A 26,390-nucleotide genomic window follows, 5' to 3' on the forward strand; every position below is an offset into this window, starting at 1 on the left:
AAGTCGTCTCTGTCTTGAAGGAGACGACTTTTTTGTTGCACAAATTATAACTATCCGTGAAATCGAATTATTATAGTATGAAAATAATAGAAATTTATAAGTTTGTATTCCCGAATCAGCTATAATTTGATAGAATGATAATGTTTAAAAAAGAATAGTTGGGGGTAAGGGCTTTGAAATTACAAATTAGCAAATGGCTCCAAAATTTAGGGATTGCTTGTAGTATAGCTTCGATATTAACACTTTTCTACCGTCTATCCGATTTTTCGTGGGTGACGAAAAGTGTTTATCATATACCAGTATTTTTTGTTTGTATCTTTTTAATCAGTATCATTATTGCAGATGATGTAAGAAACCTTTTTAAGAAATTATTTTGGTATGAAAAAAGAAAGGTCAAGCGTCCTATTTGGCAAGTTGGAATTGGCTTAATCTTCTTTTTGGCACAAATTAGTACAGTAATGGTATTTAATCAAGAGCTAACATATCCACAATTAGGCGGCATGCCGTTATTTCTTGTGTTTGCTTTTATGAATGCATTTATATTAACTGTCATCTATGAAGAAGTTTTTTATCGTACTTCAAATCAATAACAACTATTAAGAACTTTCATTTACAGGAGACTTGTCCTTGAATGAAAGTTTTTGCTTTTTAGTAATGGATGTAATACGTCTTATGCCTTGTAAATACGTAAATTATTAACATTTGTCAGTATTGCCCTTATTTAATCTGTAGTACAGTCAAGTTATTGAGAATAGTCAATGACTAAACTTGATAGGCAGATGCATACATACCATATTGAATTTTTTAACCTAGTTTTAACCTTTAGTATGTATGATAAGCAAAGATTCATTTTAATAGGAGGTAATAAAGATGAAAAAGGTCGTGTTTGGAAGTGCTTTAGCAGTCGGATTATTATTTAGTGGGGCAGGGCAATCCTCTGCTAATAGCCTAATTCAACCAATTGATATTCAAGGCATGGATCTAGAATCAGCATTACAAGCAGTCCAATCACAGCGAGCACAGCTGTTAGAAAATCAGCTTAAGGATCAACTAGAGGATGTTCAACAACGAAATCAACAGCTAGCTGATTTGAATGCACAGCAAGGTCAAATGGATATGCTCCGTTTACAAAGCATGAATAGTAAACGAAATGAGGCTTTTGATGTAATGACTAATTTTGTAAAAAAAATGCAGGATAGTCGTTCATCTATTATAGGTAATATGCGTTAAGGAGTTAAAATATTTTAAACAAGTCAACCGCTGCGCGCGGTTGGCTTTTTTGAATGAATAGGAATGCTAAAGTAGCGGATAAAGTCTTAAAAGTGGTGGATAAACCATTAAAAATAATGGATAACCTTGAGGGTGGACGCCTGCTTTTTTTACTTGAAATGTATTGTTATGATAAAGTAGAAGAAGAAGACAACGCAGGAGGATAAAATCATGACCAAGGAAAAATTACTATTATTGGACGGTAATAGTTTAGCGTATCGCGCGTTTTTTGCGTTGCCATTGCTAACGAATGATAGTGGCATTCATACTAATGCTGTATACGGCTTTACAACAATGCTACAAAGAATATTAGAGGAAGAACAGCCAACCAAAATATTGGTTGCTTTTGATGCTGGGAAAACAACATTCCGCCATGAAACCTTTACAGAATATAAAGGAGGACGGCAAAAGACACCACCAGAATTATCAGAGCAATTTCCTTATTTACGAAAGCTCATTGATGCGTATGGTATTAAGCAATATGAGCAGGAGTTATATGAAGCGGATGATATTATCGGAACGCTTGCTAAAGAGGCTTCGTCGCAGGATATGGATGTTATCATCGTTTCTGGAGACCGTGATTTAACTCAGCTGGCGACAGAGCAAGTAACCGTTTATATAACGAAAAAAGGTATTACGGAAATAGAGAAAAATACACCAGCCTTTATTGCGGAAAAGTATGGGTTAACGCCGCTCCAAATTATTGATATGAAAGGCTTGATGGGGGATTCCTCCGATAATATTCCTGGTGTACCAGGCGTCGGGGAAAAAACGGCTGTAAAATTATTAAAAGAGCATGGCTCCGTTGAAGCACTTTATGAAGCAATGGATACATTGAAAGCTTCTAAAATGAAGGAAAAGCTTGTAGCTAATGAAGAGCAAGCCATCATGAGTAAGAAGCTGGCAACGATTTATACGGATGCTCCAATCACCATTTCGCTGGCTGATCTTGCATATAATGGGCCAAAAGAAGATGAATTAATCAATGTGTGGCGTGAGCTTGGCTTTAAATCGCTGCTTGATAAAAGTGACTTTACAGTGCAAGAAGAAGAACAGGCGCCTCTCGATTATGACCTTGTCCAGGAAGTTCGACCTGAGGATTTAAAAGACGTGATGGCTGTGCATGTAGAGCTCGAAAACGAGCACTATCATACTTGTCAGCAGCTGGGAATTGCCTTATCAGATGGCGTAAAGACGCAATATATTCCATTTGATAAAGCAGCAAAATCAGATATTCTCTGTCGTTGGCTTGAAGATGCCACAAAAATAAAATATATGTCCGATTCTAAGGCAGCTCAAGCATCATTAAAGCGAGCTGGGATTCAATTAGCTGGCGTTGACTTTGATTTGCTACTTGCCTCTTATATTAATAATCCAGCATTAAGTGGCGATGATATCGCAACACTTGCAAGGGAATTAGGCTACTATGATGTCCAAGCAGATGAAGCGGTATATGGAAAAGGTGCCAAGCGTGCAATACCTGATTTGGACCAACTTGCACAGCATGTTAGCCGTAAAGCTTTTGCAGTATGGTCATTACAGCCGAAACTGGAAGCCTTATTAAAGGAAAATGAACAATTCGATCTTTATAAAAACCTAGAGCTACCATTGGCAGGAATTTTAGGTGAAATGGAAAGCGAAGGGATTACGGTTAACCGCGCTACGTTAGAGAAAATGGGGCAAGAGCTTAATGATAAACTTGTAGTAATTGAGCAAGAAATTTATGCAGAAGCTGGAGAAACCTTTAATATTAATTCACCAAAACAATTAGGTGTGATTCTATTCGATAAGCTAGGGCTACCTGTGATTAAAAAGACTAAGACAGGCTATTCAACTGCTGCAGATGTCCTAGAAAAATTACAGTCAGAGCATGCTATCATCGAACATATTCTGTTGTATCGCCAACTTGGAAAATTACAATCCACATATATTGAAGGCTTACTAAAGGAGATTCATGTATCAGATAGTAAAGTGCATACGCGCTTCCAGCAAGCTTTAACTGCAACAGGGCGTTTAAGCTCAACAGATCCTAATTTACAAAACATCCCAATTCGTTTGGAGGAGGGCCGCAAAATTCGTCAAGCCTTTGTACCTTCAAAAGAGGATTGGATATTATTTTCTGCTGACTATTCGCAAATTGAATTACGTGTTCTTGCACATATGTCAGAAGATAAAAACCTTGTTGAGGCTTTCCGTGAAGGAATGGACGTTCATACACGTACAGCTATGGATGTATTTCATGTGTCAGAAGATGAGGTTGATAGTAATATGCGTCGCGCAGCGAAAGCTGTTAACTTTGGAATAGTCTACGGTATTAGTGATTATGGTCTATCACAAAACTTAGATATTACGCGTAAGGAAGCGGCTAATTTTATTGAAAAGTATTTCGCAAGTTTCCCTGGTGTAAAACAGTACATGGATGACATTGTACAAAATGCAAAATTTAATGGTTATGTGACAACGATATTAAATAGACGCCGTTATTTACCGGATATAACAAGCTCAAACTTTAATTTAAGAAGCTTTGCTGAGCGTACGGCGATGAATACGCCAATTCAAGGTAGTGCAGCTGATATCATTAAAAAGGCAATGATTGATATGGATGCTCGATTGAAAAAAGAAAAGATGCAGGCAAAACTGCTACTTCAAGTGCATGATGAGCTAATCTTTGAGGCACCAAAGGAAGAGATTGCCTTACTCGAAAAAATTGTACCTGAAGTCATGGAAAACGCTATTGAGCTTGCTGTACCGCTTAAAGTAGATTTTAACCATGGCTCAACTTGGTACGAGGCAAAATAAGGAGGGATTCAAATGCCTGAATTACCAGAGGTAGAGGGTGTCGTCCAGGCATTGAAGCCAACAGTTGAAGGACGTACCATTCAACAGGTTCAGCTTTCTGAACGAGTACATTTCTCTTTTAGTGAGGGTAAACAATGTATTGTCAAACAAGCAACGCCTGATGCATTTGAAAGTACTTTGTCCCAGATGACCATTACCAAAATTGAACGAAGAGCAAAATATATTTTCTTTCATTTGCTGAAGGATGATGTTCCATATGTTCTTGTTAGTCACTTAGGGATGACAGGTGCTTGGTTTGTTGTGAATTCACCCGAAGAAATCAATGAGGCGAAATTTCAAAAGCATATCCATGCGACATTTGAAATGGCAGATGGGGGATACTTGATATATTCAGATATTCGTCGATTCGGTGAACTTCGTTTTCTGACAAAAATTGAAGATCATGCGCCATTGACAAAAATGGCACCAGAGCCATTTGATGAGCATGCATGTGATTTTTTTATAACAAAATCTAAGCTACCGAAATATGAAAATAAAGCCGTAAAAGAAGTAATTATGGATGGGCAAGTCATTTCGGGCTGTGGCAATATTTATGCAACAGAGGCATTGTTTGCTCAGAAAATTCACCCTGCACGCAAAATGAGCCGCATTAGTGAAAAGCGGAAGCGAGCATTATTTGAGGAGATTGTTGCTGTCCTACGTCAAAGCATTGAAGCGGGTGGTTCAACTATTTCTGATTATCGGAATATTAATGGGGAAGCAGGGAGTATGCAGAATCGATTAAAAATGTATGGGAAAAAGGTATGTCCAGCATGTGAAACGGCAACAAGTCAAATGACAATTGGAGGGCGTACCTCTGTCTATTGCCCAAATTGTCAACATTAAAGGGGATTTAGCAATGATTATCGGACTAACAGGAAGTATTGCAAGTGGAAAAAGTACAGTAGCTAAAATGATGAGCGAACTGGGTTTACCGATTGTTGATGCAGATGTTGTAGCACGAGATGTCGTAGAACCTGGAACTGAGACATTAGCATTGATTGCTGAAAGCTTCGGACAAGCTATCTTGCTTGAGGACGGCAATTTAAATCGAACTATGCTGGGAGATATCATATTTCATGAGCCTGCCAAACGCAAAACGTTAAATGATATCATGCATCCAGCAATCAGAAAAGAAATGTTACGTCAGCGTGATGCTTATTTAGAAGCAGGACATGAACATGTTGTGATGGACATTCCTTTGTTATTTGAGAGTAAGCTTCAACATTTTGTGGAACGTATCATTGTGGTATCGGTCAGTGAAGAAGTTCAGCTTCGACGTTTAATGGAACGAAATAATTTATCTAAAGAAGATGCATTGGCACGTATGCACTCTCAACTGCCGATGTCTGTCAAAGAAAAGGGTGCACATGCGGTCATTTATAATAATGAAAATATAGAAAGTACAGAAGAACAATTAAAAAAAATCCTGCATTATTGGGATGTTATTTCATGAGTTCTTTTATAATGCGTAGCAAGCCGACCTTGCTACGCATTTTTTTATGGGGAAACGCCATAATAAAGAATAATTTTTCAGAAAATAAGAACTTTTATATTCTCAATATATAATGTTCATCTTTTTTAAAATTGTGTTATACTAATCACCATAAAGTATATAATTAATTAATCTGAGTATGTACTCACAGGAGGATATTATAAATGACAGTATCAATTGCTATTAATGGTTTCGGGCGTATCGGACGTATGGTTTTCCGCCAGGCTATCGTACAACAAGATTTAAACATCGTTGCAATTAACGCTAGCTATCCTGCAGAAACGTTAGCACATTTGATTAAGTATGACACAAATCACGGAACATTTGAAGGTACGGTAGAACCAGCAGGCGATGCTTTAGTTGTAAATGGTAAACGAGTTCAAATTATTAGTGAACGTGATCCTTTAAAATTACCTTGGTCTACAATGGGTGTAGATATCGTTATTGAAGCTACAGGAAAATTTAATGAACGTGATAAAGCAGCAATGCACTTAGCAGCAGGAGCGAAAAAAGTAATCTTAACAGCACCAGGTAAAAACGAGGATGTCACAATTGTTTTAGGTGTAAATGATGACAAATTGGATATTGCGAAACATGATGTTATTTCAAATGCTTCTTGTACAACAAACTGCTTAGCGCCAGTAGCAAAAGTATTGAATGACACATTTGGTATTGAGAATGGTTTAATGACAACAGTTCATGCTTATACAAATGACCAAAAGAACTTAGACAATCCGCATAAAGATTTACGTCGTGCACGTGGATGCGCCCAATCCATTATCCCAACATCTACAGGTGCAGCGAAAGCCTTAAAATTAGTGTTACCTGAATTAGAGGGTAAAATTCATGGTATGGCACTTCGTGTTCCAACACCAAACGTATCTTTAGTTGACCTTGTAGTAGATTTAAATACAGATGTAACAGTTGATGCAGTTAATGCAGCATTTGTAAAAGCGGCAACAGAAGGTCCAATGAAGGGTATCCTTAATTTCTCTGTTGAGCCATTAGTATCTTCTGATTACAATACAACAACTTATTCTTCAACAGTTGATGGACTTTCTACAATGGTGTTAGGCAACCGCAAAGTAAAAGTACTTGCTTGGTATGATAACGAGTGGGGCTACTCTGCACGCGTTGTTGACCTTGTGAAAAAAGTGGCAAATGCTTTGGAAACGGTAAACGCGTAATAATTTCTATAGATAGCACATTGAAATCGAAAAGGTTTCAATGTGCTCTTTTTTTACAGAAACTATTCTTGTACTTCAGGTGCTTTAGATTTATCATGAGCCCACAAACGTGAATGCACTTTTCTTACATGTAGGAAATTTGTTATAATAGATATATTAAATTGTTGTAAACCAGGAGAGTAATTATATGAGATGTCCATCTTGCCAATTTAACGGAACGCGTGTTGTGGATTCGAGGCCAGTAGATGATAATAAAGAAATTCGTAGACGTCGTGAATGTGAGTCATGTGGCTTCCGTTTTACAACGTTTGAAAAAATTGAAGAGACACCATTAGTCGTTGTGAAAAAGGAAGGTTCACGAGAAGAGTTTAGCCGTGAGAAGGTACTTCGTGGGCTTATTCGTGCTTGTGAAAAACGCCCAGTGGCACTTGATGTGCTGGAGGAACTTGTTCTGTCCATTGAAAAAGATCTTCGTCGTATTGGAAATTCGGAAGTACGCTCAGAAGATGTTGGCGAAATGGTCATGGACCGCTTAGCCAAAATTGATGAGGTTGCCTATGTGCGTTTTGCGTCGGTCTACCGTCAGTTTAAAGATATCAATGTCTTTATTGAAGAAATAAAGGACATTATTCAACGTCAAACGGAGAAGAAATCATAGCAAACAGAGAGGATGAATGACGTTGATTCATTTATATAAGGAATTGCAGCCTGGCGATCCTTTCGACATTCGTCTACCTCATGCATTTTCTACACAAGAGCGTCAATTAGTTACATTATTTTATCAACCATTAACGGGATCAGAGCCAGTTAGCCTCTATTTAACATTATGGGCAGAAGCAGAGCAAATGCCAAAGCAGCAAATGACACATTATTATTTAATGAATGTGCTAGGGCTACCAATTGGTAAAGTGTTTGAGGCTCGTATTGCTTTAGAAGCTATTGGTTTGTTGCGTACATGGAAAAAAGAAAATGCTGGTGAGCGTAGTTTTTTATATGAGCTACAGCGCCCATTAGATGCAGATAGCTTTATGAAAGACCCGCTGCTGTCGATGTTTTTGTTTAGTAAAATTGGAGAGCAGGCTTATCGCAACTTACGTCAGCGCTTTATGTCACCTGTAAAGGACTCGGCGTTTAAGGATGTATCTCGTGCTTTTATTGATGTCTATAAGCCTGTTCATGCCAATATCCCATCAGATTTACAAGTGGATACGAGTCATAAGGATAAACAACAAAAAGTATATCCTTTTTATTTGGAGCAATTCGATTTTGATTTATTGCAAGCAGGTTTGTCTGAGCAATTGGTACCTTCCAATTTGTTGACATTTGAAGTGCGTGAAGCTATAGCCAAGTTGGCATTTTTATATCATTTAACAGCCCTTGATATGCAAAAAGTAGTCATACTTGCTTTAGATGATGATTTAGGAATTTCTCAGGAACGTTTACGAAAGGCTGCTGCTGATTTTTATAAATTAACCGTATCCAAGGAGCCGCCAAAACTTGCCCGTGTCACCGATCCTCTACCAGTAGCAGAAGCGGGACAAAAAACGAAGGATCAGGAACTTCAACACTATTTAGAAACAACGGCACCTGTCCAAGTTTTAAGAGATATAAATAATGGTAAAGAACCATTACAAACCTCAGTCCAACTTGCAGAAAATTTAATCGTTCAACATGGCATGCCAATTGGAGTGGTTAATGCATTGTTAGAATACGTTATGCTAACAACAGATATGAAGCTCCCTAAAAAATATGTGGAAACGATTGCTGATCATTGGGTACGAAAAAATGTCCAGACCGCTAAGGAAGCAATGGAACTTGCACGCCAAGAGCATGATAAATATACAGCTTGGAAAAACAAGCCGCAAACGTCCAATAAAACGAGTCAACAGACTAAAGGACGTTCAAGATATCAACGTGAAGAAAAAGTGCCTGAATGGTTCTATAAACGAAATGACAATCAAGAGGAATCTACTTCTAGTACTATAGATTTTGAAAAAGAGCGACAAAAAATATTAGAGATGCTAGGAAAAAGCGAATAGTAAAGAAGGTGAGCAGTAATCGAACCTATAAATGGACCACTAAAGCGAGCAATTAATGTACCCTCGTTCCAAGAACGCTATGAAGCCATGCGACGTGAAATTTTAGAGCACCCGCATGTGCAGGGATTTTTAGCGCAGCATGCAGATGAATTAAACTATGACAATGTTGAGCGAAATTTACCTAAACTGCATGAGTTTATTAGTCAATCTACTGAGTGCTGTGGGTGTGATAATACCGAACATTGTACAAACTATTTAAAAGGATTCATCCCGACATTAAGGGTTGTTCGGAATTCTATTGAAATGGACTATGTGCGCTGTGAGCAAAAGATTAGGGAAGAAGAACGCCGAGATGTTGCGAATATGATTGCAAGTATGCATATGCCAAAAGATGTGCTACAAGCAACAATTCATGATTTAAGTATTGATGATGAATCACGTGTGGCGATTGCACAAAAAGCAGCTCAATTTGTTAAAATAACAAAAGAAACTGGTCAATTACCTGCAAAAGGTTTTTACCTATATGGTAAATTCGGTGTAGGGAAATCCTTTGTACTTGGGGCATTGGCCAATGAATTAGCCTCTATTAAAATCCGCTCTGTGGTAGTTTTCGTTCCAGAATTTTTACGAGAAATGAAAAATGCCATTGGCGATAATACATTGAATGAGAAAATTGATTATATTAAAAAGGCTCCTGTCTTAATGCTAGATGATTTAGGTGCGGAGACAATGACTGCCTGGACACGTGATGAAATATTGGGGACTATTTTCCATTATCGGATGGCAGAGCAATTGCCAACTTTTATTACGTCTAATTTTAACTATGAAGAATTAGAGCATCACTTAGCTCAGTCACAAAAAGGTGATATTGAGGTTGTTAAAGCGGGACGAATTATGGAGCGAATTAAAGCCCTAACAGTGCCGATCGAAATGCGAGGCAAAAATCGTCGGATGTAACATTGATAGTTGCATTTTTCGACAATCGAGCGTATACTGACTCATATACTTAATATCAATATGCATTGATGAGGACATGAATTTTGTGTATCAGCTTTTAGAGAGGGAAGTCATCGGCTGAAAACTTCCTAGTATGGGCACATTATTTACTACCTACTGAGCAGCGAAAGGGATAATCTTTCGCCGGTCCCTAGCCCGTTAGCTAGCCTTGAGCTTCGTCTGACTTTATGTAAGTCGGAAGGAAGAAGGGTGGAACCACGAGCATACGCTTCGTCCCTTTTGTGAGGGACGGAGCTTTTTTTATTTTTCTCAGATTTCATTGAAATAGTGGTGGATCCGCTCATATAGGGAGATAAGTCGCTCGCGAAAGTGGTAAATTCGCTCATAGAGAGTAAGAAACCGCTCAGAAACATGAAGATGCCGCTCCGATTGAACAGAGAAATGCTTAAAAAAGCAATGACTCCGCTCAAACCAAGCCGTAGAGTCACACAAACATTGCTCCAGCCAATCATCAAGCATTATGTATTTATCAAAAACAAAGGAGTGCAAAGAATATGTCAGAAATGATTAAATTAACTTTCCCAGATGGCGCTGTAAAGGAATTTGCAAAAGGCACATCAACTGATGACGTAGCATTATCTATTAGCCCTGGCTTACGGAAAAAAGCGTATGCAGGTAAAATTAATGGTGTGTTAGTGGATTTAAAAACACCAATTGAAGAGGATGCAACAATTGCAATCATTACACAAGATGATGAGGCAGCACTTGAAATTTTACGTCACTCAACTGCCCATTTAACAGCGCAAGCTATTAAACGTCTATTCCCAGATGTAAAGCTTGGTATTGGTCCAGTAATTGAAGGTGGTTTCTACTATGATATTGACTCACCAACACCAATCACTGCTGAAGATCTACCAGCCATTGAAAAAGAAATGAAGAAAATTATTGCTGAAAACCTTGAGGTAGAACGCAAAAATGTAAGCCGTGCAGAAGCACAAGCCCTTTATGAAGAAATTGGCGATGAGTATAAATTAGAATTACTTGAAGCCATTCCTGCTGATGAGCAAGTATCTATTTATTATCAAGGCGAGTTTTTTGATCTTTGCCGTGGTATCCACGTACCATCTACGGGTAAACTTCGTGAATTCAAGCTTTTATCATTAGCGGGTGCTTACTGGAGAGGGAACTCTGATAACAAAATGTTACAACGTATTTATGGTACAGCGTTCTTCAAAAAAGAGGAATTAAAACACCACCTTCAAATGCTAGAAGAAGCAAAAGAACGTGATCACCGTAAAATCGGAAAAGAATTAGAACTGTTTACAACTTCCCAAAAAGTTGGCCAAGGTTTACCACTTTGGTTACCAAATGGTGCAACAATTCGTCGTGTTATTGAACGTTATATTGTCGATAAAGAATTATCACTTGGCTATAAGCACGTTTATACACCAGTATTAGGTTCTAAAGAGCTTTATCAAACTTCTGGTCACTGGGATCATTATCAAGATTCAATTTTCCCACCAATGGAAATGGATAATGAAACATTAATTATGCGTCCAATGAACTGTCCTCACCATATGATGGTGTACAAAAACAGCATGCATTCATATCGTAACCTACCATTGCGTATTGCAGAGCTTGGCACTATGCACCGTTACGAAATGTCAGGGGCTGTTTCAGGCTTACAACGTGTTCGTGGGATGACATTAAATGATGCCCATATTTTTGTTCGCCCAGATCAAATTAAAGCGGAATTCCAAAAAGTAGTACAGTTAATTTTAGAGGTTTATAAAGATTTCGATCTTAATGATTACTCATTCCGTTTATCTTATCGCGACCCAGCAGATACTGAGAAATACTTCGATGATGATGCAATGTGGGAAAAAGCACAAAGTATGCTAAAAGAAGCAATGGATGAACTTGGCTTAGACTACTTTGAAGCGGAAGGTGAGGCTGCATTCTATGGTCCTAAACTTGACGTTCAAGTAAAAACAGCGATTGGTAAAGAAGAGACTTTATCTACAGTTCAATTAGACTTCTTATTACCAGAACGCTTCGACCTAACTTATGTTGGGGAAGATGGTAAGCCTCATCGTCCAGTTGTTATCCACCGTGGTGTTGTATCAACAATGGAACGTTTTGTTGCCTTCTTAATTGAAGAATACAAAGGAGCATTCCCAACTTGGTTAGCACCGGTACAAGTTGAAGTTATTCCAGTATCGAATGAAGCTCACTTCGACTATGCAAAGCAAATTGAAGAGCAACTTACAGCGGCTGGTTTACGTGTGGAAATGGATGATCGTGAAGAGAAATTAGGCTATAAAATCCGTGAGGCACAAATGAAAAAGATTCCTTATATGCTTGTTATCGGGGATAAAGAGGTTGAGGCAAATGGCGTAAATGTTCGACGTTATGGCTCGAAAGATTCCGAAACAATTAGCTTTGAGGATTTCCTAGCAGCTATAAAAACAGAAATTACAAAATAAGCTTTAACTAGAAACCCTCGCTTGCCAAAGTGAGGGTTTCTAGTTAAAATAAATCTTGCATTTGTATAGAATAGCTTCATTTTGGTTATGTTAGCACAGATAAGAAAATAAATATTTGACAGCTTATCATATACATGCTAATATAATTAAGGTTAATGAATACAAAGTTTGTGGTTGAAGTAGAGGCTGCCCGCTTCTCACCTGATACAACGCTTTAAAGGCTGTGAACAGGTATGACACGTTGAATTGTTTTGCGTAGACTTGCGCATGCACATATAGCGGGCGGACATCTTCAAAAATGTCCGTCCTTTTTTTATGGACATGACGAGAGGATGTACCGTTCAACCGGGCAAGGCTTTGCCCAAACCATGTATTCGCGACAACTACTTGGAGGTGGATTACTATTAGCAAAGACATGTATGTAAACGAAGGCATTCGCGCACGTGAACTTCGATTAATCGATCACAATGGTGACCAGCTTGGTGTAAAGACACGTAATGAAGCGCTAGAAATCGCCGCTCGTGTAAACTTGGATCTTGTCCTTGTGGCCCCTCAAGCCAAGCCGCCAGTCGCTCGTATCATGGACTATGGTAAATTTAAGTTTGAACAGCAAAAGAAAGACCGTGAAATTCGTAAAAATCAAAAGGTCATCGTAATGAAAGAGGTTCGTTTGAGCCCAACAATCGATGAGCATGATTTCCAAACGAAGTTACGTAATGCGATTAAATTCCTTGAAAAAGGCGATAAAGTAAAATGTAGCCTACGTTTCAAAGGTCGTGCGATCACACACAAAGAGATTGGTCAACGTGTGTTAGATCGTTTTGCTGAAGCTTGTGCTGAAGTATCAACGGTAGAACAAAAACCGAAGATGGAAGGCCGAAGCATGTTCTTAGTTCTTCAACCAAAGAACGAGAAATAATATTAGACGAACAGTTTAGGAGGAATTCGACATGCCAAAAATGAAAACTCACCGTGGAGCTGCGAAACGTTTCAAAAAAACGGGTTCAGGTAAATTAAAATACGACCGTGCTTATGGAAGCCACTTATTCGCAAACAAATCTACGAAACAAAAACGTCACCTACGTAAAGCGAACATCGTATCATCTGGTGACTTCAAACGCATCAAATCTTTACTTGTTTACATGAAATAATTGACTACAAAAAAATACTAACATTCATTTTTTAATGAAAAGCAGGAGGTAATTCATATGCCACGCGTAAAAGGCGGAACAGTGACGCGCAAACGTCGTAAAAAAGTATTGAAATTAGCTAAAGGTTACTATGGTTCAAAACATACATTATACAAAGTTGCTAACCAAGCAGTAATGAAATCAGGTCAATATGCATACCGTGACCGTCGTCAGAAAAAACGTGATTTCCGTAAATTATGGATCACTCGTATCAACGCAGCTGCTCGTATGAACGGTCTTTCTTATAGCCGTTTAATGCACGGTTTAAAAGTTGCTGGTATTGAAGTTAACCGTAAAATGTTAGCTGACCTTGCAGTAACTGATGCTGCAGCATTCACTCAATTAGCAGACGCTGCTAAAAAAGCAGTAGCTAAATAATAGCTGACAACATTCACTATTATTTCTGCACCGAAAGCTTAGCTACAGGTGTGAAATATCATAAGTGCAATAAAAAGACTGATGGGTTTTTCCATCAGTCTTTTTTGTGTTAGATTAATAGTATCACGGTTTTAAAGGAGTAAGAAATGGGACAAGCATTATTAGCTTATATGAGCATTGTATCAATTGTATTGCTCATTTTAATGGGGATGGATAAATCACGCGCAAAGAATCATGAATGGCGTATAGCAGAGCGTACATTATTTACACTAGCCATAGCAGGAGGGGCAGCTGGGGGTGTATTGGGTATGTATTTATTCCGCCACAAAACACGTCATAATCGTTTTGCATTTGGTTTTCCCCTACTTGCAGCCATACAAATTTTTATCATTGTGCAACTCTGGACATAAATGAGAATAATTAAAACACATCCTCATGATGAGGATGTGTTTCGCATAAGCTGTTCAATGGGCTGCTTCCAATTGATTTTGGCGCTTGGATAGTTCAATAATATTTCTTGCTGCAAATATTCAAAGTCGCTTTTGCTGAAGCCTTGTAATGTTGCAGCATCGCGCGCACCGACGAAAATGGTTACAACCTCAAATGCATCCTCTGTTGTGCCTAGGTATTTTTCACCTTCAAAAAGAGCACCCTTATAGGAAATAAAGAAATTTTTTCGGACATTTTTAACGTCATCATAGAAATAATACTGGCCTTTTTCATAGGCTTCATCAAGTTTGCGTTTAGGATCAGTTATATAACGAATCGCTTTGTAAAATACATAGATAATAAGCGCTATTACAGCAAGTCGAATTAGTAACGGCAACATGTTTAAATTTCCCCCTTGAAGAAAGGTTATTCTTTCCTATACGATTAGAAGGGTCAAATAGTTTCACTTTTTATAAAAAATTTTTTAGAAATTTAGGAGAAAAAAATGAATTTACAACAATTGTTTACCATGCAAAAAGAGCTTGATGATTTTATCGAGCAAACACAAAATATTCAGCAAGATGTGTTTCAGGAAAAGGGCTTAGCCTTACTAGTGGAACTAGCTGAGCTTGCTAATGAAACACGTTGCTTTAAATTTTGGAGCACAAAGGGACCATCAGCACGTGAAGTCATTTTAGAAGAATATGTAGATTCGATTCATTTTATCTTATCTCTTGGCTTATTAAAGGGCTATACATCGATTGACATGTGGCCTTTCGTAGAAGAAAACAAAGATTTAACAGCTACTTTTTTAGAAACACAAAGTGTTATTTTAGCATTTATTCATCAACCTACAGAGGAGCGTTATTTAGCTATTTGGCAATACTATGGATTACTAGCGTATAATCTCGGTTTTACATTTGAGGATGTAGTTGGTGCTTATCTTGAAAAAAATCAAGAAAATTATCATCGGCAGCGTTCAGGTTATTAAATTAAGAAATACACCAATTTTCAGACGATTAAGCTAGGAATATTTCGGTAAACGAAGTATAATAAAATAGATACAAGAAGTAGGAGGCAAAAGGATGACACAACTAGATCCAACATTACAAATGTTTAAAGATTTAACAGATGCGAATGGTATCGCAGGTAATGAACGTGCACCGCGTGAGGTCATGAAAAAATACATTGCACCATATGCAGATACTGTAGAAACAGATAACTTAGGTAGTGTCATTGCTAAAAAAGTTGGCGATGAAAACGGTCCTAAAATTGTTGTAGCAGGACATTTAGATGAAGTAGGCTTCATGGTTACACAAATTGATGACAAAGGCTTTATCAAATTCCAAACAGTGGGTGGCTGGTGGAGCCAAGTTATGCTTGCACAGCGTGTAACGATTACTACACGTAAGGGCGATGAAGTGATTGGGGTTATTGGTTCAAAGCCACCTCATATTTTACCTGCGGATGTACGTAATAAGGTAGTAGACATTAAAGATATGTTTATTGATATTGGTGCAGCTTCTAAAGATGAAGTACTTGAGTGGGGTGTACGTCCTGGCGATATGGTAACACCGTACTTTGAATTTAATGTAATGAAAAATGATAAGTATCTATTAGCTAAAGCTTGGGATAACCGTATCGGCTGTGCAATCGCGATTGATGTTATGAAWGYKTTWSWARATGAWAAGCACCCTAATATTCTTTATTCTGTAGGGAATGTACAAGAAGAAGTTGGACTTCGCGGTGCAAAAACTGCTACACATAAAATCCAACCAGATATTGGATTTGCAGTGGACGTAGGTGTAGCAGGAGATACTCCTGGAGTTACAGCAAAAGAATCAACGAGTAAGATGGGTGCAGGCCCTCAAATCGTTGTGTATGATGCATCTATGGTTTCACATCGTGGCTTACGTGAATTCGTATTAGATGTAGCAGATGAGCACAATATTCCATATCAATTTGAAGCGATGGCTGGCGGTGGTACAGATGCTGGCTCCATCCACGTAACAGCAAATGGTGTACCAGCACTATCAATCGGTATTGCAACACGCTATATTCATTCACATGCAGGTATCCTACATCGTGATGATTATGATAATGCCGTTAAATTAATGGTAGAAGTCATTAAAAAATTAGACCGTGATGCAGTCAATAAAATTACTTTTGACTGATACTGCTAAATAGATATAGCATGATTTTGCCTTCTAACAAAATGTTAGGAGGCTTTTTTATCATTCCAAGACAATTAGACTTGCTAATATGAATAGTAATTATAAACACAAGTCCCATTCTTATTAGTGAGTAAGACTCTTATAGAAATCAAAATATAGAGAAGTATTAATTTGTAGGTTAATGGAAAATAGCTGCAAGTAAATTGATTGTTGCTGTGCTGAGCAACAGCCCATGTTAAGTTAGCTTATGACAAGAATCATTGCTAGCTTCTAGAAGCGTTTAACAAGCATAGAACTATTAAGAATGAGTAAAGGTTGACAGGTTTCAAGCTATGTATAGGAGCTACAAGTAGTTCTTGTGAAGAATAGGGTATTCCCGTTTATACCATTCAAGAAACACCCCATTTTCGCTATAAAGAATTTTGCAAGAGCTGTAGAATATTTTTCCCCATTTCAAGAGGGTTTGTTGCTAGTATAGAGGATCGATAATTGGATAGAATCACGACACCTGTTTGCTGTTTTTTATTAAATCCTAGATAACTAGAGAAGCCTTTCGTTGATCCGTTATGCCAAATAATATCGTCTTCAAGTACCCATCCTAATCCGATGCTTACATCTTTTGAAATAGTATGAGTAGCTTGATGTGTTAATAGATAGCCTGAATTTTGATTGCCAATGTGTATTTTTAAAAATTTTAATAAATCATCAACAGTGGATCGTAGAGCGCCAGCTGCCATAAATTCATTCATTTCAAGTGGGGGCTTGTTATGTCCCCGAACAGAATATCCCTTCAATACGGTATTTTCTTTAGAGGGGGGGATAGAAATAAAGGTATTCGTTAAATTTAAAGGTTCTACGATTCTACGAGTAATGGCTGTTTCAAAGTCAGTGTGAAGTTCATTTGCTAATAAATATCCTAAAAGGCCCATTCCTACATTAGAATATCTAAACTTAACTTTAGGCTCCTGGGTATGGGTTTTAAAATACTGTATTGCCTCATTCAATGAGTAGGGACAAAAGGGGTCACGAGGTGTTTGGCTATCAAAAAGATTATAGATGTTCTTCAGTACACCAATTCCCGGTAGACCAGATGTGTGATTTGCAAAATGCCTCAAAGTTACAGGGTGATTATCGGGAATTTCAGAAAAGTATTTGGCGATAGAATCTTCTATCTTCACGATTCCTTCTTGAATCATTTCCCCAAACATGGATGTTGTTAAAACTTTAGAGATTGACCCAATTTCATAGACATAGGGTTTTTTATCATATGTGACATTTGAGCCGTTGAATATAAAAGCAGCATCTAGATTACGACAAATAACACCAATGGATAGGATTACATTCGGACGAGTCTTTACGTAAGGATAAGCAATTTTAAAAATATCCTTTTTTAAATCATTTAAATCCACAAATATTCCTCCTTTTCAATCTCTAATTTTTTTGATCGCTAGAGACGATAGCATGGAGTTTCGTGTATATTTCTTTTAATTGCAGTAAATCCTCTTTAGAGAGCTGTGAATAGTATTTATTGATAATGGCTAGTTCAATTTCTTCCTGTTTTTGAAAATAATCAAAGCCCCGCGTATCTAACTCGATGATGATCTCTCTACGGTCCTTTTTATTTATGGTTCTTTTTATAAAGCTCTCCTGTTCTAATCTTCCTACTAATTGACTTACAGCACTAGCAGATGTCCCCATCAACTTTGCTAATTCGAAGGTTTGCAAAGGGCCATGTGTTTGAAGAAGACTTAAAAATAGTGCCTGCTTTGTAGTTAATGTTTCATCTAATAGGGTGGAGAATTCTTCTGTTAGCATCACATTTGTTTCATATTCTACTTGGTTCAGCTCTTTGACCAGCTGTATCAGCTCTTTTTCCATTTTTTCACCGCCTCAATAGTTAATGCATATTAATTATAAATATATATAAACTATAATGCAATTATTTAAGAATATGAATGTTTAGTAAAAAAGAAAATATGTATAAATATTCRCTTTGACGAATTTTTGACACATTTAATAACAAATGAATAATAMTTAAGATTAATTATAAAAATTCAGTTGATTTTATATTTATGCATGTTATACTAATTTCAACAGCAACGATATAAGGAGCGAAGGCTATGAAATTACTCGAAGAAGTACAGTTAAAGTTAGTGTCTAGTTTAAAGGGAAAAGATTTACTAACTTTGCTAGACTATACAAGTCAAGAGGTCCAGGATCTTATTGAATTAGCAACACAGCTTAAGATGATTACAAAAGAGGGGAAATGTCCAAGATTACTAGAAGGTAAAACGCTTGGCATGATTTTTGAGAAACATTCAACTCGTACACGTATTTCATTTGAAGTTGGTATGAATCAATTAGGTGGGAAAAGCATGTTTATGCATGCGCGTGATTTGCAAATTGGTCGTGGTGAATCAATTTACGATACAGCGCATGTATTATCGGGCTATTTAGATGGCATTATGATTCGCGCAAACTCTCACAAAATGGTCAAAGAGCTTGCAGAGCATGCAGCAATCCCTGTCATCAATGGATTAACGGATATTTATCATCCCTGCCAGGCATTAKCTGATTTAGAGACGATTGCAGAAAATAAAGGCATGTTAAAAGGACTTAAAATTGCCTATGTAGGTGATGGCAACAATGTAGCACACTCACTCGTAGTAGCTTCAGCACACGTTGGCATGAATGTAGCTGTTGCGACACCTGTAGGGTATGAATGTGATGGGGAAGTCATCGCTAAAGCACAGGCCATTGCGGCAGCAAATGGCAGTACGATTATGATCACGAATGATCCTGTTGAAGCAGTATTAAATGCAGATGTCGTCTATGCTGATGTTTGGACATCTATGGGTCAAGAGGAAGAAACAGCAAAACGTTTACAAGATTTTGCTGGCTATCAAATTAATGATGAGCTAGTAGCCTATGCAAAACCAAATTATATGTTCTTACATTGCTTACCAGCACATCGTGAGGAAGAGGTTGCGACTTCAGTTATTGACGGACCTAATTCTTACATCTTTGAGCAAGCCGAAAATAGATTGCATGCTCAAAAAGCTGTATTAGCATCGATTTTAGCTTAAATTGAGACATATGCTTTCTCGAGTTGAGAAGTACGATAGATAGAGTTTACATGGACAACAGAGGGTGTTCATGTGAATAACATAAAAGTGGTAGGCAGACAGAGGGATGTTCACCACGTGCGATGTTTGTTGTCAAGATGGATGGCTACATCGCTACATAGTAAAGTAACCTGGGAGACGCTGGGTTACTTTTTTTCTTTGTCAAAAATATAAAACATAGTTTYGTTATAAGTTATAGAGAATTTAAKGAATTAYTTATATAATAGGTTAAATAAGTAATGAAGGAGTGAACTCCTCGTGAATATAGACCATATCGAGGCATTTTTATATGTTGTCCATTACAAAAGTATCCATAAAGCAGCCAATGCATTATTTCTTTCACAGCCGACTGTAACTGCACGTATTAAGTCATTAGAACGAGAGCTAGGTGTTGAGTTATTTTACCGAGATGGAAGAAGTGTGAGCGTATCAGAGAAAGGGAAAGATTTTTTACCATTTGCCACGCAAATTGTGCAAACATTTCAGCAAGGAAAGAAGCAATTAGAAGAAACGCAGGAGACCGATGAGGTATGTATTGGTGCAAACGGTGTAACAGCCCAGTATTTTTTAGCCTATGCATTGCCTAAATGGAAAGAGCAATTTCCTTATTTGCGTTTTCAATTATTTACAGGTTCCACAACAAACATTTTAGAAAAGCTACAAAGCCACNAAATTCATCTAGGCTTTATTCAATATGTACATGGGGATGACATTGAGAACGAGCTTTTATTGAACAATACAGTGAAACTTGTCAAACACCGTGATCACCCATTACAACTAAATGAACTTATTCAAGCAAAAGAATTAGCTCAACAGAAAATGGTGTTTTTTGAATGTGGCGCGTTTGATTGGAATTATGTGCATAAAATGTTCGAGGTAGAGGGAGTAGCAGCCAATATTGAGGTACGAACAGATCATTTAGAAGTTGCCAAAGAGTTTATTCGGACAAAAGACTATCTAAGCTTTTTACCACATCTATGCATTAAAAAGGAACTGGAAAGCGGTGAATTTGTGGAGATAGACGTTAAGCATTTGCTGGATATGAATCAACATATATTTTTAACCTATAAAGAGAAAGAGACGTTGCCATCAGCCTTTTGGCAGACAATTTGTGAAACAGCTAAGCATTTTGAAAGCATAGGAGACACGTATTGATAAAAAATTTTATCACCACATAAAATTTTTTCTATTACTGTACCTATTGCATATCGTCTAAAGGAACGGTAATATCATTCTCAATCCAACAAAACATACTTAACCACTATGTTTAGTAAAATAAAGATTGAGGAGGAATTGACATGGCTAGACAGGATAAAATTCGATTTGGAGCAATTATTCATGGGGTAGGAGGAAATATTTCTGGTTGGCGTCATCCAAAGGTGGCGAGCAATCAAAGTGTAAGCTTACCTTTCTATATTCAGCAGGCTCAGAAAGCAGAGCAGGGAAAATTTGATGTAGCATTTATTGCGGATGGTTTATTTATTAACGAAAAATCCATCCCTCATTTTTTAAATCGATTTGAACCTATTACAATCTTATCGGCTTTAGCAGTAGCGACGAAAAACATTGGGTTAGTTGGAACAGTCTCAACTTCCTATAGCGAACCATTTACAGTAGCACGCCAATTCGCTTCATTAGATCATATTAGTGCTGGGCGTGCTGGATGGAATGTTGTAACGACACCATTAGAAAGTACTGCTTTGAACTATAACAAAACAATCGACCAACATCCTAGCCATGCAGAACGCTATCAAATTGCGGAAGAATACTTAGAGGTTGTCAAAGGCTTATGGGACTCGTGGGATGATGATGCGTTTATTGCAGATGTCAACAAAGATCAATTTTTTGATCCAGAAAAATTACACACATTACATCATAAAGGGCGATATTTTTCAGTCCAAGKACCAYTCAATATTGGTCGAACAAAGCAAGGCCAGCCCGTTATTTTCCAGGCTGGGTCGTCTGATGCGGGCATTCGATTAGCTGCAAAAGATGCAGATGCCATTTTCACACATGGGGCATCTATTGAAGAGGCWMAGAAATTTTACTCGAGAGTAAAAAAAGAGGTGGCAACATTTGGACGAAATCCCGAAGAAGTAAAGATTTTTCCAGGTATATCACCAATTATTGGCGATACTGTGGAGGAAGCAGAGGCGAAATATCAAGAAATTGTTGAGTTAGTTTCCATAGACCGTGCTCTTGCTTATCTTGGACGTTACTTCGACCATCATGATTTTACCCAATACGATGTGGATGCACCGTTTCCTGATCTAGGGGATATTGGAGCCAATAGCTTTAGAAGCACAACCGATTATATTAAACGTTATGCTAAGCAGGAGGGTCTGACATTACGTCAAGTCGCTTTACGCGAGGCGACACCAAAAACAGCCTTTTTTGGGACAGCTGAGMAAGTAGCAGATCTTGTACAAGAATGGTTTGAAAAGGAAGCAGCAGATGGTTTTATTATTGGCGTGACAGTACCTGGTGCTCTTGAAGATTTTGTTGATAAAGTAGTGCCAATTTTACAAGCAAGAGGGCTATATCGTAAAGATTATGAGGCAGATACTTTGCGTGGGAATTTAGGTTTACCATTCAAGGAAAGTCGCTATGTTAAACAGTCTGTCTAAAAACCTAGTAAATTTATTTGAATAAAAGAAATTAGGAGGGGTTGTATGAGTTATACATTAGGCATATTAGATCAAAGCCCTATTATTGAAGGAGCAAGCAATGAACAAACATTACAAAAAACGGTGGCTTTAGCACAACGAGCTGAGCAGTTAGGCTATACACGTTTTTGGGTATCGGAGCATCATCATACAGAGTCATTAGCAGGTTCTTCTCCAGAAGTATTGGTTTCTTATTTACTTGCCAAAACCAAATCCATDCAAATTGGATCAGGTGGGGTTATGCTACAGCATTATAGCCCCTATAAAGTAGCGGAAAATTTCCATGTTCTAGCATCATTGGAGCCAGGACGTGTAGACTTAGGAATCGGTAAAGCCCCTGGTGGCTTGCCACTTTCCACGAAGGCTCTACAATATGGCACACTCAATCAAGGGGAAGATTTTGAAGAGAGACTAATATTTTTACAGCAATTAATTGAGCAATCCATACCAAAAGAGCACGAATTATATGGCATACAAGCAACGCCGATTCCAAAGGCAAAGCCGACATTATTTTTACTTGGCGCTAGCCCTGAAAGTGCTGCTCTTGCAGGAAAACTCGGCATTGCATTTGTCTTTGCTCGATTTATTAATAGTGATAATGATGTTTTGGCGCAAGCGGCTACAATCTATCGCAGTCATCATCCAAACGGTACTTTTGCGATTTCCATTGCTGCACTTGCTGCTCCAAGTAAAGAGGAAGCGAAAGAGCTAATAGGAGATCAAAAAATTACAAAGGTGCATTTAGCAAGTGGCAGAAGCCTGACGCTACAATCAGTAGAGCTAGCAGAGAAATTTGGTCAGGAATCTGGAGAGGAATACACGGTGGAGCAGTATGAGGCTGATATTTTATACGGTACAGCAGAAGACATTAGAGCCAATTTAGATGACTACCATGTACGATTCCAAATTGATGAATTTATTTTGCATACGCCCATCTTGAAGGAATTTGAACGTCAACGTTCGTTTGAGCTTTTAAGTCCTGTCCATTTGCAGTTACAGCAAAAGGTGAAGGTAATCTAAGGGAGGTCATGATATGACAAAAAGTTTAGATATAATTATTTGGTCGAAGCAAGGTTGTAGTTATTGCGAGGAAATAAAAGCATATCTACAAGAACGACATATTGCCTACAAAACAGTTGATGTCACGTCTAATGATAATTTTAGAGACATCCTTGATATAAAGTATGGTGTTCGACATGTACCCGTTGTAGAAATTGGTTCAAGTGAAACAGGTATCTATAGAGCCGTAACAGCAATTGGTTTAGAGCATCTACAGAAGGCACTTGCTGTGAATCTACCCTCATATGCATAACAGAAGGAGAGAGGAATCTTATGAAAAAAATATCATTTTATTTGCTACTTGTGCTAGCAGCGCTATTAACTGCGTGTGCAAACTCAGAAAAAACAGTTGGTGACGCAAGTGCTCAAAAAACAGCACAGAGTGGCAAGGATGTTCAAAAAATTATAGTTGGTACGGGAACTCAGTTTCCAAACATCTGTTTTTTAGATGACAAGGGAAATTTAACTGGTTATGATGTAGAGCTTGTTCGTGCAATTGATGAGAAGCTACCAGAATATGAGTTTGAATTTAAAACAATGGAATTCTCCAATTTATTACTAAGTTTAGAAACAAGAAAAATAGATTTTATTGCCCATCAAATGGAAGTTAATAGTGAGCGTGAAGAGAAGTTTTTATTTAATAAAGAGCCGTATAATGTTTTCCCATTAAAGGTGACAGTCAACGAGAAAAATAATGCAATTCAATCCATTGAGGATTTAAAAGGGAAAAATGTGAGTGTTTCACCAACAAGTAATTCTGCTGTTTTTATTGAAAAGTATAATAAAGAGCATAATTTAGGAGCAAATATCGTTTATTCTTCTGGCTCTGTCGATGTTAATAATCAACTTGCAACGGGACGAATTGATGCTATTATTACCACACCGTTTGCTGTTCGATACTATAACGAAAGCAATGAGGCACAGCAAAAGGTTGTAGGTGATGCATTATTAAATTCAAAGGTCTACTTTTTACTCAATAAAGATGAAGTGAAGTTACAGGAGCGCTTAGATGAAGCAATCGTTGAATTAAAGAATGAGGGGGTAGTGAGTGAGCTTAGTAAAAAGTGGTTGGGTGATGATTATACAGTAGACTTCTAATGAATAGGAAAGGAAGATGGCAGTATGGAAAATAACTTTGATGTCGTGCTAATTGCGGAAGTACTTCCAACATTGCTTCAGTATTTACCCATAACTTTCGAGATTCTAGTATTCTCCATACTTTTTGGTATGATGCTTGGGATTGTGCTAGCCATACCAAAGCTACTTCACATACCAATATTGAAGCAAATTATTACAATCTATATATCCTTTATTCGTGGTACACCCATTTTAGTGCAGTTGTTCTTAGTATTTTACGGTATACCCGCATTGTTAAAACTCATTCATATTGATGTGACACGAATGGATGCAATGTATTTTGTTATTATTACGTACACATTCAGCAATGCGGCAGCCTTTGCCGAAATATTTCGTGCAGCAATTTTAACCGTTGATCGGGGTCAAATGGAGGCGGCCTATTCAGTAGGCTTAAGTGGATCACAGGCTTTTATGCGAATTGTTTTTCCACAGGCAATACGTGTTGCTTTTCCAAATATAGCAAATACAATGATTAGTTCATTAAAAGATACATCGTTAGCATTCTCCATCGGTGTAATGGATATGGTGGGGAGGGGAGAAACCTTGATTGCTTCTACGACACGAGCGTTTGAAATCTATGTAGCTTTGTCAATTGTTTACTATGTCATCGTTATAATCCTTGAAAAAGTATTTAAATTTAATGAACGCTATTTTAATCGCTATATGCCAAAGGAGCTTGCTTCACAATAGGGGGAATATGCTATGACCATTGATATCGCTTTTATAGGAGAAGCATTACGAGAAATTAGTAAAGTAATACCGTTAACCTTATTCATGACTATTACACCTGTTTTATTAGGAATGGTTATTGGCATAATTGTAGCTTTCGTGCGCATTCAACAGATAAAAATAGTCTCATCTGTACTTAATTTTTATGTTTCATTTTTCAGAGGAACACCTATCATTATGCATATCATGCTCGTTTATTTTGGCTTGCCAATGCTAGTTGATAGTGTAGCTAATTTGCTTCATTTAAAGATACAATCAAATTCTATTCCTATTTTATTTTTTGTCATACTAGCCTTAACACTTAGTGCAGGGGCTTATGCCTCAGAAATTATTCGTTCAGGGATATTAGCTGTACCTAAAGGACAATTAGAAGCAGCATATGCGATTGGATTAACATTTCCTCAAGCGATGCGACGTTATATTTTACCACAAGCATTTGGGCAATCTATTCCCAACTTGACGAATGTTTTTATTGGTTTTTTACATGCTACATCATTAGCATTTTTCTTATCCATTAAAGAATTGACCGGTGTGGCAAATATTATTGCTTCCATGAACTTAAAGTTTTTAGAGTCATTTATTGCTGTTGGTCTTATTTATTGGGGAATTTCAATCATAGTAGAATGGGTTTCACACCGTATTGAAAAAAGAGTAACAGCCTATAGTAAAGGCGGTTTTTCATCATAGAAAGGGGAAATTAGAGTGACAGTAGCGAACATTGTGATTGAACATTTACAAGAGGAAGATTATGCAAGCTAKCTTGAAGTTTTAGTTGAGAGCTATGCGCAATATGAAAAGGACTATGAAGACCCAGAGCGCTGGCAATCATATTTAAGTGATATCCGTGCTTCGGTTGGTAATCCGAATGCAGAAACAATTCTAATTGCAAAACGCGGAGATGACATATTAGGTGGATTACAACTATTTACGGATGCAGGGAAAGCGTATGGCTTGCCAGAGCTAAATATTCAATCGACGATTGTGCGCTTATTAGGTGTGCATCCAAAAGGCAGAGGGCAAGGGGTTGCTAAGAAATTATTAAATGAAAGTTTTGCCTTTGCTAGAAAGAGACAGGATCAGGCACTTTATTTACACTCAGGTGATATGATGCAGGCTGCCATAAATCTTTACTTATCATTAGGTTTTGTGCGAGATGAGTCGAAGGAATTTTACAAGGGAGATATATTAGTCAAGAGCTTCCGTTATGATTTATAATGATAAACCCGCTGATG

At 37.6% G+C, this 26,390-nt stretch carries 28 protein-coding genes, 1 pseudogene and 1 other annotated feature; of the genes and pseudogenes, 26 read left to right on the top strand and 3 right to left on the bottom strand.

What is annotated here, in order from left to right:
• Window positions 1–173: 173 nt before the first annotated feature.
• The 15 genes from ACHZEU_RS19940 to ACHZEU_RS20010 all read left to right on the top strand — a co-directional run bounded on the left by ACHZEU_RS19940 (window position 174) and on the right by ACHZEU_RS20010 (window position 14,249).
• Window positions 174–590, top strand: coding sequence for a hypothetical protein (locus tag ACHZEU_RS19940; protein WP_048393595.1), 417 nt, complete (start codon window positions 174–176; stop codon window positions 588–590).
• Between the two features lie 280 nt (window positions 591–870).
• Window positions 871–1,230 (top strand): hypothetical protein, encoded by a 360-nt coding sequence (locus ACHZEU_RS19945; protein ID WP_048393597.1) that lies wholly within the window; start codon window positions 871–873, stop codon window positions 1,228–1,230.
• Between the two features lie 53 nt (window positions 1,231–1,283).
• Window positions 1,284–1,436, top strand: a complete 153-nt coding sequence (locus ACHZEU_RS19950) for a hypothetical protein (protein ID WP_279495732.1) — start codon at window positions 1,284–1,286, stop codon at window positions 1,434–1,436.
• A gap of 4 nt (window positions 1,437–1,440) precedes the next feature.
• Entirely contained in the window at window positions 1,441–4,068 is a 2,628-nt protein-coding gene (gene polA, locus ACHZEU_RS19955; protein WP_279495731.1) for a DNA polymerase I, read from the top strand.
• Between the two features lie 12 nt (window positions 4,069–4,080).
• On the top strand, window positions 4,081–4,953 hold the full coding sequence (gene mutM, locus ACHZEU_RS19960; RefSeq protein WP_279495730.1) for a bifunctional DNA-formamidopyrimidine glycosylase/DNA-(apurinic or apyrimidinic site) lyase: 873 nt from the start codon (window positions 4,081–4,083) through the stop codon (window positions 4,951–4,953).
• Between the two features lie 13 nt (window positions 4,954–4,966).
• Window positions 4,967–5,563: a dephospho-CoA kinase gene (gene coaE, locus ACHZEU_RS19965; RefSeq protein ID WP_103118646.1), complete on the top strand. Its 597-nt coding sequence runs from the start codon at window positions 4,967–4,969 to the stop codon at window positions 5,561–5,563.
• 203 nt (window positions 5,564–5,766) lie between these two features.
• Window positions 5,767–6,789, top strand: coding sequence for a glyceraldehyde-3-phosphate dehydrogenase (locus ACHZEU_RS19970; protein ID WP_004226274.1), 1,023 nt, complete (start codon window positions 5,767–5,769; stop codon window positions 6,787–6,789).
• A gap of 187 nt (window positions 6,790–6,976) precedes the next feature.
• Window positions 6,977–7,447 carry a transcriptional regulator NrdR gene (nrdR, locus tag ACHZEU_RS19975; protein WP_004226277.1) on the top strand — a complete coding sequence of 157 codons (471 nt, stop codon included), beginning with the start codon at window positions 6,977–6,979 and terminating at the stop codon, window positions 7,445–7,447.
• Between the two features lie 16 nt (window positions 7,448–7,463).
• Complete coding sequence (locus ACHZEU_RS19980) at window positions 7,464–8,828, top strand: replication initiation and membrane attachment family protein (RefSeq protein ID WP_048393607.1); 1,365 nt, start codon at window positions 7,464–7,466, stop codon at window positions 8,826–8,828.
• Window positions 8,829–8,879: 51 nt separating this feature from the next.
• A complete protein-coding gene (gene dnaI / locus ACHZEU_RS19985) occupies window positions 8,880–9,785 on the top strand; it encodes a primosomal protein DnaI (protein ID WP_279496378.1) in 906 nt (301 codons plus the stop codon).
• A gap of 554 nt (window positions 9,786–10,339) precedes the next feature.
• Window positions 10,340–12,271, top strand: coding sequence for a threonine--tRNA ligase (gene thrS, locus ACHZEU_RS19990; protein WP_048393612.1), 1,932 nt, complete (start codon window positions 10,340–10,342; stop codon window positions 12,269–12,271).
• 171 nt (window positions 12,272–12,442) lie between these two features.
• Window positions 12,443–12,591, top strand: a sequence feature (ribosomal protein L20 leader region).
• A gap of 95 nt (window positions 12,592–12,686) precedes the next feature.
• Entirely contained in the window at window positions 12,687–13,190 is a 504-nt protein-coding gene (gene infC, locus ACHZEU_RS19995; protein ID WP_016994853.1) for a translation initiation factor IF-3, read from the top strand.
• A 31-nt stretch (window positions 13,191–13,221) separates the two neighbouring features.
• Window positions 13,222–13,422, top strand: coding sequence for a 50S ribosomal protein L35 (gene rpmI, locus ACHZEU_RS20000; protein WP_004226312.1), 201 nt, complete (start codon window positions 13,222–13,224; stop codon window positions 13,420–13,422).
• 57 nt (window positions 13,423–13,479) lie between these two features.
• Window positions 13,480–13,839 (top strand): 50S ribosomal protein L20, encoded by a 360-nt coding sequence (gene rplT / locus ACHZEU_RS20005; protein ID WP_004226314.1) that lies wholly within the window; start codon window positions 13,480–13,482, stop codon window positions 13,837–13,839.
• A 146-nt stretch (window positions 13,840–13,985) separates the two neighbouring features.
• Complete coding sequence (locus ACHZEU_RS20010) at window positions 13,986–14,249, top strand: DUF1294 domain-containing protein (protein ID WP_048393614.1); 264 nt, start codon at window positions 13,986–13,988, stop codon at window positions 14,247–14,249.
• A 23-nt stretch (window positions 14,250–14,272) separates the two neighbouring features.
• On the opposite strand, the gene ACHZEU_RS20015 is transcribed toward ACHZEU_RS20010, so the two are convergent.
• Window positions 14,273–14,668: a hypothetical protein gene (locus ACHZEU_RS20015; protein WP_016994855.1), complete on the bottom strand. Its 396-nt coding sequence runs from the start codon at window positions 14,666–14,668 to the stop codon at window positions 14,273–14,275.
• Window positions 14,669–14,773: 105 nt separating this feature from the next.
• Here ACHZEU_RS20015 and ACHZEU_RS20020 point away from each other — a divergent pair, with 105 nt between their 5' ends.
• Both ACHZEU_RS20020 and ACHZEU_RS20025 read left to right on the top strand, forming a co-directional pair.
• On the top strand, window positions 14,774–15,259 hold the full coding sequence (locus ACHZEU_RS20020; RefSeq protein ID WP_048393617.1) for a dUTP diphosphatase: 486 nt from the start codon (window positions 14,774–14,776) through the stop codon (window positions 15,257–15,259).
• Window positions 15,260–15,353: 94 nt separating this feature from the next.
• A pseudogene (locus tag ACHZEU_RS20025) lies at window positions 15,354–16,442 on the top strand (M42 family metallopeptidase).
• Window positions 16,443–16,852: 410 nt separating this feature from the next.
• On the opposite strand, the gene ACHZEU_RS20030 reads toward ACHZEU_RS20025, so the two are convergent.
• Both ACHZEU_RS20030 and ACHZEU_RS20035 read right to left on the bottom strand, forming a co-directional pair.
• Window positions 16,853–17,851 (bottom strand): serine hydrolase, encoded by a 999-nt coding sequence (locus ACHZEU_RS20030; RefSeq protein WP_279495729.1) that lies wholly within the window; start codon window positions 17,849–17,851, stop codon window positions 16,853–16,855.
• Between the two features lie 22 nt (window positions 17,852–17,873).
• Complete coding sequence (locus ACHZEU_RS20035) at window positions 17,874–18,320, bottom strand: MarR family winged helix-turn-helix transcriptional regulator (protein ID WP_048393621.1); 447 nt, start codon at window positions 18,318–18,320, stop codon at window positions 17,874–17,876.
• A 242-nt stretch (window positions 18,321–18,562) separates the two neighbouring features.
• Between ACHZEU_RS20035 and argF the strand changes: the two genes are divergently transcribed.
• The 9 genes from argF (at window position 18,563) to ACHZEU_RS20080 (ending at window position 26,373) form a co-directional block, all read left to right on the top strand.
• Entirely contained in the window at window positions 18,563–19,528 is a 966-nt protein-coding gene (gene argF / locus ACHZEU_RS20040) for an ornithine carbamoyltransferase (protein ID WP_404803686.1), read from the top strand.
• A gap of 297 nt (window positions 19,529–19,825) precedes the next feature.
• A complete protein-coding gene (locus tag ACHZEU_RS20045; RefSeq protein ID WP_404803687.1) occupies window positions 19,826–20,722 on the top strand; it encodes a LysR family transcriptional regulator in 897 nt (298 codons plus the stop codon).
• A gap of 143 nt (window positions 20,723–20,865) precedes the next feature.
• Window positions 20,866–22,194: an LLM class flavin-dependent oxidoreductase gene (locus tag ACHZEU_RS20050; RefSeq protein WP_404803688.1), complete on the top strand. Its 1,329-nt coding sequence runs from the start codon at window positions 20,866–20,868 to the stop codon at window positions 22,192–22,194.
• 45 nt (window positions 22,195–22,239) lie between these two features.
• A complete protein-coding gene (locus tag ACHZEU_RS20055) occupies window positions 22,240–23,253 on the top strand; it encodes an LLM class flavin-dependent oxidoreductase (protein ID WP_404803689.1) in 1,014 nt (337 codons plus the stop codon).
• 13 nt (window positions 23,254–23,266) lie between these two features.
• Window positions 23,267–23,545, top strand: coding sequence for a glutaredoxin family protein (locus tag ACHZEU_RS20060; protein WP_048393631.1), 279 nt, complete (start codon window positions 23,267–23,269; stop codon window positions 23,543–23,545).
• A 20-nt stretch (window positions 23,546–23,565) separates the two neighbouring features.
• Window positions 23,566–24,390 (top strand): transporter substrate-binding domain-containing protein, encoded by an 825-nt coding sequence (locus tag ACHZEU_RS20065; protein WP_048393633.1) that lies wholly within the window; start codon window positions 23,566–23,568, stop codon window positions 24,388–24,390.
• Window positions 24,391–24,414: 24 nt separating this feature from the next.
• On the top strand, window positions 24,415–25,119 hold the full coding sequence (locus ACHZEU_RS20070) for an amino acid ABC transporter permease (protein ID WP_054549967.1): 705 nt from the start codon (window positions 24,415–24,417) through the stop codon (window positions 25,117–25,119).
• Between the two features lie 12 nt (window positions 25,120–25,131).
• Window positions 25,132–25,845: an amino acid ABC transporter permease gene (locus ACHZEU_RS20075; RefSeq protein WP_333879482.1), complete on the top strand. Its 714-nt coding sequence runs from the start codon at window positions 25,132–25,134 to the stop codon at window positions 25,843–25,845.
• Between the two features lie 15 nt (window positions 25,846–25,860).
• Window positions 25,861–26,373 (top strand): GNAT family N-acetyltransferase, encoded by a 513-nt coding sequence (locus ACHZEU_RS20080; RefSeq protein ID WP_404803690.1) that lies wholly within the window; start codon window positions 25,861–25,863, stop codon window positions 26,371–26,373.
• The last annotated feature ends 17 nt before the right edge of the window (window positions 26,374–26,390 follow it).

Origin of the sequence: Lysinibacillus sp. S1 (assembly GCF_044986265.1) — a bacterium.
GTDB lineage: Bacteria > Bacillota > Bacilli > Bacillales_A > Planococcaceae > Lysinibacillus > Lysinibacillus capsici.